At 41.8% G+C, this 9,191-nt stretch carries 10 protein-coding genes and 1 tRNA gene; 3 read left to right on the top strand and 8 right to left on the bottom strand.

Annotation, left to right across the window (positions count from 1 at the left end; all coding sequences use genetic code 11):
* Nucleotides 1-770: 770 nt before the first annotated feature.
* Entirely contained in the window at nucleotides 771-1,142 is a 372-nt protein-coding gene (locus tag AC4E96_RS00695; protein ID WP_490254602.1) for a hypothetical protein, read from the bottom strand.
* A 225-nt stretch (nucleotides 1,143-1,367) separates the two neighbouring features.
* Here AC4E96_RS00695 and AC4E96_RS00700 point away from each other — a divergent pair, with 225 nt between their 5' ends.
* Together AC4E96_RS00700 and AC4E96_RS00705 are read left to right on the top strand one after the other, a co-directional pair.
* Nucleotides 1,368-1,673: a hypothetical protein gene (locus AC4E96_RS00700; RefSeq protein WP_490254603.1), complete on the top strand. Its 306-nt coding sequence runs from the start codon at nucleotides 1,368-1,370 to the stop codon at nucleotides 1,671-1,673.
* Nucleotides 1,663-2,646: a helix-turn-helix transcriptional regulator gene (locus tag AC4E96_RS00705; RefSeq protein WP_490254604.1), complete on the top strand. Its 984-nt coding sequence runs from the start codon at nucleotides 1,663-1,665 to the stop codon at nucleotides 2,644-2,646. Before AC4E96_RS00700 ends, AC4E96_RS00705 begins: the two co-directional genes overlap by 11 nt.
* Nucleotides 2,647-2,653: 7 nt before the next feature.
* Here the strand turns inward: AC4E96_RS00705 and AC4E96_RS00710 are convergent, their stop codons facing one another.
* The 6 genes from AC4E96_RS00710 to AC4E96_RS00735 all read right to left on the bottom strand — a co-directional run bounded on the left by AC4E96_RS00710 (nucleotide 2,654) and on the right by AC4E96_RS00735 (nucleotide 7,461).
* Complete coding sequence (locus AC4E96_RS00710; protein WP_490254605.1) at nucleotides 2,654-3,307, bottom strand: hypothetical protein; 654 nt, start codon at nucleotides 3,305-3,307, stop codon at nucleotides 2,654-2,656.
* The gene (locus AC4E96_RS00715; RefSeq protein WP_490254606.1) at nucleotides 3,307-3,783 is read right to left on the bottom strand and encodes a hypothetical protein; all 477 of its coding nucleotides are present in this window, start codon (nucleotides 3,781-3,783) and stop codon (nucleotides 3,307-3,309) included. The genes AC4E96_RS00710 and AC4E96_RS00715 overlap by 1 nt, the downstream gene beginning before the upstream one ends.
* 32 nt (nucleotides 3,784-3,815) lie before the next feature.
* On the bottom strand, nucleotides 3,816-5,285 hold the full coding sequence (locus AC4E96_RS00720; protein WP_490254607.1) for a DUF2779 domain-containing protein: 1,470 nt from the start codon (nucleotides 5,283-5,285) through the stop codon (nucleotides 3,816-3,818).
* 10 nt (nucleotides 5,286-5,295) lie between these two features.
* Entirely contained in the window at nucleotides 5,296-5,994 is a 699-nt protein-coding gene (locus tag AC4E96_RS00725) for a 3'-5' exonuclease (RefSeq protein ID WP_490254608.1), read from the bottom strand.
* A gap of 36 nt (nucleotides 5,995-6,030) precedes the next feature.
* Nucleotides 6,031-7,302 (bottom strand): hypothetical protein, encoded by a 1,272-nt coding sequence (locus tag AC4E96_RS00730; RefSeq protein ID WP_490254609.1) that lies wholly within the window; start codon nucleotides 7,300-7,302, stop codon nucleotides 6,031-6,033.
* A gap of 84 nt (nucleotides 7,303-7,386) precedes the next feature.
* A tRNA-Arg gene (locus tag AC4E96_RS00735) sits at nucleotides 7,387-7,461 on the bottom strand.
* A gap of 186 nt (nucleotides 7,462-7,647) precedes the next feature.
* On the opposite strand from AC4E96_RS00735, the gene AC4E96_RS00740 reads away from it, so the two are divergent.
* Nucleotides 7,648-7,830, top strand: coding sequence for a helix-turn-helix domain-containing protein (locus AC4E96_RS00740; RefSeq protein ID WP_488033529.1), 183 nt, complete (start codon nucleotides 7,648-7,650; stop codon nucleotides 7,828-7,830).
* Here the strand turns inward: AC4E96_RS00740 and AC4E96_RS00745 are convergent.
* The gene (locus AC4E96_RS00745) at nucleotides 7,810-9,045 is read right to left on the bottom strand and encodes a phosphotransferase family protein (protein WP_490254610.1); all 1,236 of its coding nucleotides are present in this window, start codon (nucleotides 9,043-9,045) and stop codon (nucleotides 7,810-7,812) included. The genes AC4E96_RS00740 and AC4E96_RS00745 overlap by 21 nt on opposite strands.
* Between the last annotated feature and the right edge of the window lie 146 nt (nucleotides 9,046-9,191).

A 9,191-nucleotide genomic window follows, 5' to 3' on the forward strand; every position in this document is an offset into this window, starting at 1 on the left:
TTAAAAATAAACCTTTTATTTCAAATTGTTATATACAAAAAAGGAATTAGATCTAATTATATATTTCCAACATTTACCTTATTATTGGAATAAGATTCTCCACTAGAGCATTGATAATAGAACGTAGATAAATCTTCAAACATACCGATATAGTCTTAACGTTGATCTTTGCATAATCACGGTAAACTATGATTTTATAAATGTGGCAAAGCTAATACTCAAATCTTCTATTTACAGGCGCAGTTATTTTGCAAATTCCATACTAATCCTGCATTTTATTTAAACAATCAAAACTCAACATAATTTTAAGTAAAATCAAGGAGGCAAAGTGCCATATCCGCCAAGCGAGTTTCATCAACAAATTTGGAGAGGTCACATAACCTAAGGTTGTGAGAACGCTACAGGAGCAATAATTCAAGAAGTCTAAAGATTTACCCCAAATTTCTAGAATTTAGGGTTTCTGAAAAACAAATTGAAAACTTAATGCATATTTTTTCAGAGCACATGGGCAAAGAGAATCATAAAGCTGGATACAGCCCTACGTTTGAATTTTAAATAGACTAATAGCACCTTGCCAATAAGCACTAAAATTCAAAATTAAGCAATGGAGTGTTATCACGTTGAATATAAAGCTAATTTAAAGTTAGAAAATGGCGCTCCCGGCAGGAATCGAACCTGTGACTCATCCTCCGGAGTAAGAATCGACCAATTTTAGATAAAAATCCGGTGAATTTTACGTAGTCAATTAACTGATTTCCGAATCGTGAAAGCTAGTCCAACTGAATATCAATAATCTCAACCACAAATTCTGTGTCATCACTACTTACCGTCAACTTTAACCCTAACCTGTTCGCGACTAGTTTTTTATACTGATGCTTTTCAGCTATTTGCAGCCAGTCGAAAAAGTCGGCCAATAGTCGCAATAACAAACCCACAAAGCCTGACGCTTTCAAAACATGAAATGCCTGATCAGAAATATCCCAATGGCTATGATCGACTGGTAAGGCTGCGCTATCAATTTCATCATTTCGCCAGTAGGTAAGTTGAAACGATTGCGCTTTTAAGTCGTCGGAAAACTGCTCGCGCAACTGTTGCAATCGCAGCGACAAAAACTGCTCACTTTGTTCAGATAGTTTCGTCATATGTAGATACCTTTCTGTTTTTCTTGTACTTTACATTTTCGTGCGACATATTATGTCGCCACATGTCATAAACTGCATGGAACATCATTTAAGAGCAGGTTCGCGCCATATTCGTATGGCGTTTAGGTCATAAAGGAGAGGCATATCAAAGTTGGCATATTTTGGTTTTACCAACACCACCTTATTGCAAAATCGGTCGAATCATCTTCGTTAGTCATGGACTCGATGGGTCTAATCGATAGTCCATTTCAACATGTCACGGAATGGGAGCAGCGACAGGTATATATGCCGCACTTTCCTGAACTTAATAGCAGCGAATATCAAGAAGTTCCTCGCGGTCGAGTAGTCTATTCCGCAACGAAACAGCGTGCGATTGTTTATATGGATCGTTCGATCTTTAATGACGCCTACAAGCAGAAAATCAAAACACACTTCGACTTGTTAAATTGTAAGGTAAGTTGGAAAGCCGATCCGCATTATCGGATTTTTGGTAACGCTGATCATTCCGTGGAGAAACAAGATGCCAGCTAAAGCAACGACGACATTGCATCGAATTTTAGAAATGCTAAAAGTCATTCCGGTTTATCCTCGGTTTGTATTGTCTAAAGACGTCTGCAATCACTTAACATCAATTGGAGCAGGTGTTTCAAAGCGCACGGTGGAACGCGATCTGATGTCACTAACTGAGGTGTTGGGCCTTACCTTTGGGGATTCGCCAGAGGGCTACAAATGGTCATTTGCCTATGATTCGCCCTACCAATTTATTCCTGCAATAAGCTCAGAAGAAGCGTTATCCCTAAAGTTAGTGCAACAACATTTAAAGATGTTTCTACCAAGTGCAACATTTGAGAAGCTCAACGCGCTGTTTAAGAAGTCAGATGATGTACTGAAACGCGACAACGATACACAACAATGGCCGAGTTTAGTGCAGACCATGCCGCCGTCCTTTACACCGATCCCTAACGAAATAAATCAGACAATCATCGACAATGTCTATACCGCGCTTATGCAAAAGCGTTTACTGGAAATAGCTTACGCAAATAAGCCAAAGACATACACAATCAAGCCCTTAGGTGTGGTAATTAGGGACAAAAAGCTCGTTCTGGTTTGCAAATTTGGTGGGTTTGATGATGTGAGAAATATCTTGGTGCATAGAATCGACAATTCTTCACTGCTTGATGAGCGCTTTTCTGACCACATCGATATGGATAAATATGTCAGCAATCAAGCGACCGCCGTGCTGTTATCAAAACAAAAAATCGACGTAGAACTGCATGTGAAGAGTTACGTCAAACAGCTACTTCAAGAAAGCAGCCTTGACGATTCACAACGCAGTGAAGACTTGGATGACACTTGGCTAAAAGTCACCATGTCAGTGATGCACACTGTTGAGCTTGAAAACTGGCTGTTAAGCCAACTGCAAAATATCAAGATTGTTGGCCCCGCAGTGTTAAAAGAGCGGGTGTTGAAAAAAGCGTTGGATGGCTTGGCGATGAACCAGTGACTCACCGCTAAGCCTTACCCGAGATTAAATCAGAATCTGCTTGCGATAATGCTTTTCTTTCAATGAGAACCTCAGCCAATGTCTGATCCAGTTTGTTAGTAAGGTTTGCCTTCTTTACCTTTTTGGACAGGCTATTATGAGTTGGCTTCAGTAATTCCATCATCAATTTTTCTATCGGGCGAGCTAGTTTAGGTGACAATCCAAGTGTTGGTAGCAAAAGCAGTTTATGTCTCTTTAAACTCACGACACCATCGTAAAAATGCCTATGATTTAATTTGATTTTTTTGTCTTTAGCTTTAAACATTTTATCTACACTGCGTCGCAAAAAGGTATTAAACCGTGATAATGGCGTTAAGCCAAAATGCAAACCAATACGAGAAGCGAAGTGGCTTGTGTCACACTTTCCGACATATAAGCAGCCCAATTTATTTGCTTTACTCAACTCACCATTTTGTGTGGTTGCTTCGACACTAAGTTTGCTTGTATTGGCGCTCTCGAAAAACATGTAAACGCCATGACGCAATTCTTTGCCAGAGTTTTCATCAATTAGAAGATCATAAAACTTGAGTGATTCGAGCTCCTGTTTGGGATTGTTTTCAATCGCCGTAACTAACTCTCGCAACGGCTTATGCATGTAGTCTTTTAGATATATTGGTTGCATTAGCGCTTACGAGCCTTGTTTCTATCCGCACGGATCACAAACTTATCCGGCCAAAGGTTGAGGACTTCCTCCTGCCAATTTTCATCAACGGACCCGTTTGCATTTAGTCTCAACCAATATGGCCAATACTTTTTAACGGACTTGCCATTTTTGCTTAATTCAACTGGTTGAAATCGTTTAAGGTAATATTCACCATTGAGTTCAACCCTGTCATTTGAGTTGGCATCTGGATACGCTTCGTGTAATTCATCCATGGTCTGCTCTAGGAGCGTGTAAGGCATGTCACCATTTGACTTAAGCTGTCGTGACAATAAAGCTTTTTCCATGATTAGTGACTTTCGCTCTGCAACCAGTTTTTTGATTAAGCTGCCCTCTGGAAAATTGAAGTCTTCGTATTTAAGCATTTCGTTGTCAATTTCCGTATCTAGCTGCTCGATTCGAGAGGTCATAACATCGAATTTTTCCAATTCCTGCATCGTGCGGTTTTCCCTTTATTGAGGTTAAATTTTTAATGCTTAATTAGCTGATTTAATTTCTGGTAAATCTTCACCATTGCCAACGTATCGAGGCAACAATAGGCTAATAAGTCTTTTCGTATTTTTGCGCGTTCTGTTTTGTCTTTAAGTCTTGGCAAAGACGCGAAAGTATCCATCGCCATTCCACCATTTTGAATTTCCAGTTGCTTGTAATCTAACTCGGGATCGTTTGGAAACATCGCTGGTAAAATGGCCTTGATTGAGAACGAACCGTGAAATTCTGGGTGGTAAAAACCGAGTTTTCTGAACGGCTCAATTAAGTCGACAAATCTCGGAATGAGCGCCAGCAAAGCATCTGCATATTGCGGAGTGTCCGCCGCTAATTCGCGGATGCGACTAATTTCAAAACTCTGATTAAACGCCATGATTGAACCGGATTTTGGTATGTCCCGCAACATGGCTTCTGCGATGGCGGTTCTGGGATCATTATGTTCATCAGCCAAAAACTCTTTATGCTGCAAGTCACCGCCCTTTTGTTCAATGTGTAACGAGTATTGAAATGGCATTTGTTGATAAGGTCGCTGACCGTCGAATCTGGGCACAGCTTCGTTATAGGTTTCGAAATCGAAATGACTAATTGGAAACTCGACTTTATTGATGAAGGCGGCCAGCTTTTTTCGGTCGATATGTGTAGTTTGGTTTAAATACGTATCAACTTGTAACCTTTGGGTTTTGTTGAGTTTGAGGCGTGCTTTGGCTTGTTCATAAGTCACCACGCCATAATGAAAATGACGATACTTTTTGGCTTTTTTCAGTCGATACAGATTAAAAACATTGGGCTTGCTAATATCGCGTCGACAGTATTTCGAGAAATCGCACGGGTATGGGTTAGAACAATGCAGACCAATGTCGATTAGCGGCTCATCCGTTTGCGTTTTTATCGTTTTTAATTGTTCGATTCGGGCGATTAGATTTGACTCAGACTCTCGTACTTGCTCAGTAATATCGGCAATGCAATACAGTTGTTTTAAGTCCAAGTCGCCCATGCGCCTGTACTGGTTGTTGACGTAAATTATATTTATGGAGGCAATCTCCAGTTGCTCTTTCACCGCCGAATATTGGCAGGCCGCGTCTTGTATATAAATGTTTTTGACTTTGGTTGAGCCTTTAACTTCGAAGATGTGCCAGCCCCGCGCGTCTTTGTGCAAGATATCGATGCTGGCAAACACGCTGTTGCCTTTAAAGGTGGCTTCATAAATGGTGTGATGGTCTTGCTCAAGCAAGGTTTGGGTATCACGACACATTTGCGCTAAATTACCACTTTGATATTCAACCAAACTGCCATCAGGGAATAAGCCTTGAGCTAATTCGCCAATGCTTGTGCCTTGCTCAAACCGGCCTTCAACTTTATCAGGAAGCTGACGCTCTTCGGGTTTATGCGTTTTTAGCCATAATGATTTTTCGCATTGAAGGCCGCGCATTATCTGCGATTTACTTAACATGACAACTGGCTCAAGATTCAATCTGCTTTACGTCAACTTGAAAGTCGAAAGCTTGTTGCTCCAAGTCACACTCTTTCATTTCTTTAAACCACACATAGTTTTTTGGGTCCCAACGAAAGCCCTTGTCTTTTGCGAGGTGTCGCTCTTCCTTAGAGACTTTGGCTATCACTTTAATTTGTGGTGAATGGGCGCGTTTAATTATCTCTTGCCAATCATAGTTGCTGCAGACTTTTAGCATTGTCAGCACATCAAATTGAGCTCGATGCGCGAACGGATTCAAAAAGTCATGCTCGGCCGCTAAATAGGTTAACTTTTTGGTACCACCCTTGAATGGCACGTCAAACATAGTATCTATCCAAGGTAACTTGATCTTGAGATCATGCCTTTTGAGCGCTTTTTCAAGAAAGGGTCTATCAAAGCTATTGCCATTATGTGCAACTATGTATTGGCACTTTTCAGCCAGCTTCACAAACTCCACCAGCGCGTCTTTTTCTTCGAGTCCAAACTCTGTTAAGTCAGCGTCAGATATACCAGTGATGTTAACTATGTTTTTTTCTAAAGGAAGCTTGAGGGGCTGCACAACCAGGTGATTGAGCATTGCGGCCGGCTTATTTAGTTCGGTATTCCAAACAACTGCACCAATTTCAATGATTTCATCGTTTTCTAATGAAAGCCCGGTTGTTTCTAAGTCTATTCCAAGTACGTACATTGCTATTCCTTATTATCTAGTCCTAGTATCAATGGGTTACAGATCTAGTTCAATACACAAATCAGAATTAATTCGGTTTGTTTCACAAAGCCACTTTTTAATGATTGTCAGCGCGCAGGCTGATGGCGCCTTATTACAAACACCTTTTATTTCATTAACCACCCAAACATTGCAAACTGGCGTTTCGGTCACAGAAAAGATCACAGGCTCTTGGTAGTTGATTTGAAAAAAGTTAATGGCGTTGAGATAAGCATTATCGGCCTGACTATCAAGACAATTGTGCATAACCTCAGACGCGGCAAACAACTCATCTTCCGTATCCAAATAGGCAATTTCGGGAAAGCCATCTGGCAACTCAAAATGCGGCCACGGAAATACGCGCTGTTGGTTTTGAGGTTTCACATTGGTTGTCTCGTCTAAAGCACTTGGGAGCATGGCCAAGATCAGATCCAGTACTTTCATATCGATAGTTCCGCTCGGCGCAGAGTCTAGGTCCTCTGCTAGGCCCTCTTCTAAGCCGGCAACTGTGTCTTTGATCTTATCTTTAATAAAGCGATGCTGTTTTCGTTCTAATTGTTGAAAACGATGCAAAAACGCGAATGAGAATCGTAGCGGATGATTGGCCAGCAGGCGCACCACGCTATAGTCAATGCAAGGCAGATGGCGCAACGTATTGAGAGAAGTTTGGTTAGTAATAATTTGCTTTAGGTGCAGGAAAAAAGTCACGTCGACCTCACTCATATCAACCTTGCGAAGCAGCTTTACCGTCTGTTTGGTACTCGGGAAATCCAGCCATCTCAGGATGTCACATTGCGACTTGCCTGGTTGCAGTAAAGCACGAATCGAACGAAAATGATTTTTCACAGGTTGAGTTTTAAACGCCCACGAAGACGCCAACATCCAAGCTAGCGCAGGTGTTGATTGATATAGCTCAACCGCCTTTTCACCACACCTGGCAAATAACGCCAGTAAATGCCACTGCCTAGTGCCAACGTCTTTTATAAGCGTGAGTAATTCGGGTGGCACCAGGGCCAAATAGCGGATCAGGGGGTGTGGCTGGCATTCATGCTCAACATCTTGCGCATACAAGTCGTTCAAATCGCAACGATGACACACAGCTTGATTCATTTCATTAGGAATGTCGCGCTCGCCAAAGGCAAACTTAGGACGAAGTGCCTGCCAGCCTTTGGTTTTCGTTTTGCGATACGCGGTCATGTGCGGCCACGACCTCATCACGGTAACACCGTGTTTATTAAACACATAATATTTGTTATCGCGAAAAGTATGACCAGGTATAAAGTGTTTCATAGTTGCCTCTTAGTTTGAGGCTAGTGAAACAATTAACAGCGACAAAACGTGTCGCTTTTAAATTTTCAGGGTAAATTATTTAAATGGCGCTCCCGGCAGGAATCGAACCTGCGACTCATCCTCCGGAGGGACGCGTGATATCCACTTCACCACGGGAGCGTGTATCTGGTGTGGAGATTGGAATCATACTCGGTAATGATTGGGCCGTCTACAAAGTCACTGATGGGCGGCGTTTTTTTGTTCAAAAATAATTGTTTAAAAAATATCAGCCTATAGGTAGGATGAAAAATACAAAATCTACTATATTAATCAATTAACCAAGTTTATTTCTGTTAGGAGAAGACCATGTCGTTAATGACAGTCGATCAAGTTGCTGAATATTTGGGTGTTAAAGACGTTCGAGTTATTCGTTTAGAACGTGAACATTTGCTTAACGCTGCGGATAAAGACGCTGAAGGCAACCCACTTTTTGATAAAGCCGACGTTGAAAAATACAAAGAAATCGCGTCACGCCTCGGCGGTATTTAACTTTATCATTTTTGCAATGGCGGTAGCTTTGCTGTCGTAGTTGTTTATAAAGTGCTGAGCTGGCTGTGTTTTATCATCAATTGATTGCATGGCCCATGCTTTTGCCACTAACCAATACAATACCAAATATGACCAAGAACGCTGGGACTTGTGTTGTTCTATTTGTCGTTTTTGTTGTTCCGATACCATCAGCTCTGCATACTCATCTATCAGTCTGTGATAATCCTTTTCTAGCCTTTCCCTACTCGTTTGTTTTGATAGCTCGACCGCCAACATAGCAATATCCCAAAACGCATGACCCACGCAGGCGTATTCAAAGTCGATGAGACCTATCGTTGTTTGTTCTTGCCAATTAGATACAAAAACGTTGCCGTCGGTTAAATCACCATGCAACAGGCTTTGTTCTAAGCCGCTACTTCCCACCTTGTTATTTCCGGAGCCTGTTGCGACTAATCCATCTGCAATACGCTGGCTGGGTTCTATTATGGTTTTGTTAAATGCTTTAATGAGTCTTTGGCTGTCAATCCTATGAGTCTCTCGCGCGCTGTTTTTCAATAATTCCGTTGCTTGTAGCGCATGATGTTCGATGGTTTGAGCCGACATGACCGCACCAATGAGTTGTGACAAGCCTTGTACGTCTTGATATTGAGCGACTTGGTGCAGCTCAAACAAGGCGTTGACGACTTGTTTGGTTTCTTGTGGGTTATCCAGATTAATAAATCGCTCGGTTGGCACTTGTGACAATGCGCCCCATTGTGATGATTTAAAAAATGCCTGAAAGGACTCGGTTTGTGTCTGATTCGATTTGTTGAGCCAGGCTTTTCGGGCAATCTTTTTGGTGCCTAATAAATAAGGTGTCAAAACAGTCTGGCAGTTGAGGCCTAACCGACCATCTTGATTTTGGTTTTTGAGTTTTGATAACAAAGACAACACTCTGTGTTCGGCGTCGTCTAGCTGTTTGAGGTACAAACAGCGCTGGTCGCGGTTGTCGGTGACTTTAAAGACTGGATTTCGAGCTGAGGTGACTGCTTCAATTTTTAAGTCAGAGTCCTTTGCGTTTGTAGTTAGGCTTGGGCTTTGAGGGCTTGGGCTATGGGTCTCAGCCTGATTGATAGGCGCACAATTCTGGCCTGGTACCTGACTAAACAGGTCTGCTTCGATAACCCAGGCCAATAACTCGTTTTGAAGGGACTCTAACGCACCACTTTTTTTCACTAGGTTTAAATACTCCCTTGTGCCACGTTTACAAATTCATTGTCGCTTTCTTTGCGCCATACACGATATCCCTGAACAGCTAATACTGTGTACACCACAAATAACGCTGCTGTCGGTAGATAGCCCATTTCTAAATATAAATAGAT

The organism is Psychrosphaera sp., from assembly GCF_982872775.1.

Bases quoted from the DNA above. Each gene is read 5' to 3' on its own strand.
- AC4E96_RS00695 (WP_490254602.1), bottom strand. From the start codon at position 1,142: ATGACGAAACTATCTGAACAAAGTGAGCAGTTTTTGTCGCTGCGATTG.
- AC4E96_RS00700 (WP_490254603.1), top strand. From the start codon at position 1,368: ATGGGTCTAATCGATAGTCCATTTCAACATGTCACGGAATGGGAGCAG.
- AC4E96_RS00705 (WP_490254604.1), top strand. From the start codon at position 1,663: ATGCCAGCTAAAGCAACGACGACATTGCATCGAATTTTAGAAATGCTA.
- AC4E96_RS00710 (WP_490254605.1), bottom strand. From the start codon at position 3,307: ATGCAACCAATATATCTAAAAGACTACATGCATAAGCCGTTGCGAGAG.
- AC4E96_RS00715 (WP_490254606.1), bottom strand. From the start codon at position 3,783: ATGCAGGAATTGGAAAAATTCGATGTTATGACCTCTCGAATCGAGCAG.
- AC4E96_RS00720 (WP_490254607.1), bottom strand. From the start codon at position 5,285: ATGTTAAGTAAATCGCAGATAATGCGCGGCCTTCAATGCGAAAAATCA.
- AC4E96_RS00725 (WP_490254608.1), bottom strand. From the start codon at position 5,994: ATGTACGTACTTGGAATAGACTTAGAAACAACCGGGCTTTCATTAGAA.
- AC4E96_RS00730 (WP_490254609.1), bottom strand. From the start codon at position 7,302: ATGAAACACTTTATACCTGGTCATACTTTTCGCGATAACAAATATTAT.
- AC4E96_RS00740 (WP_488033529.1), top strand. From the start codon at position 7,648: ATGTCGTTAATGACAGTCGATCAAGTTGCTGAATATTTGGGTGTTAAA.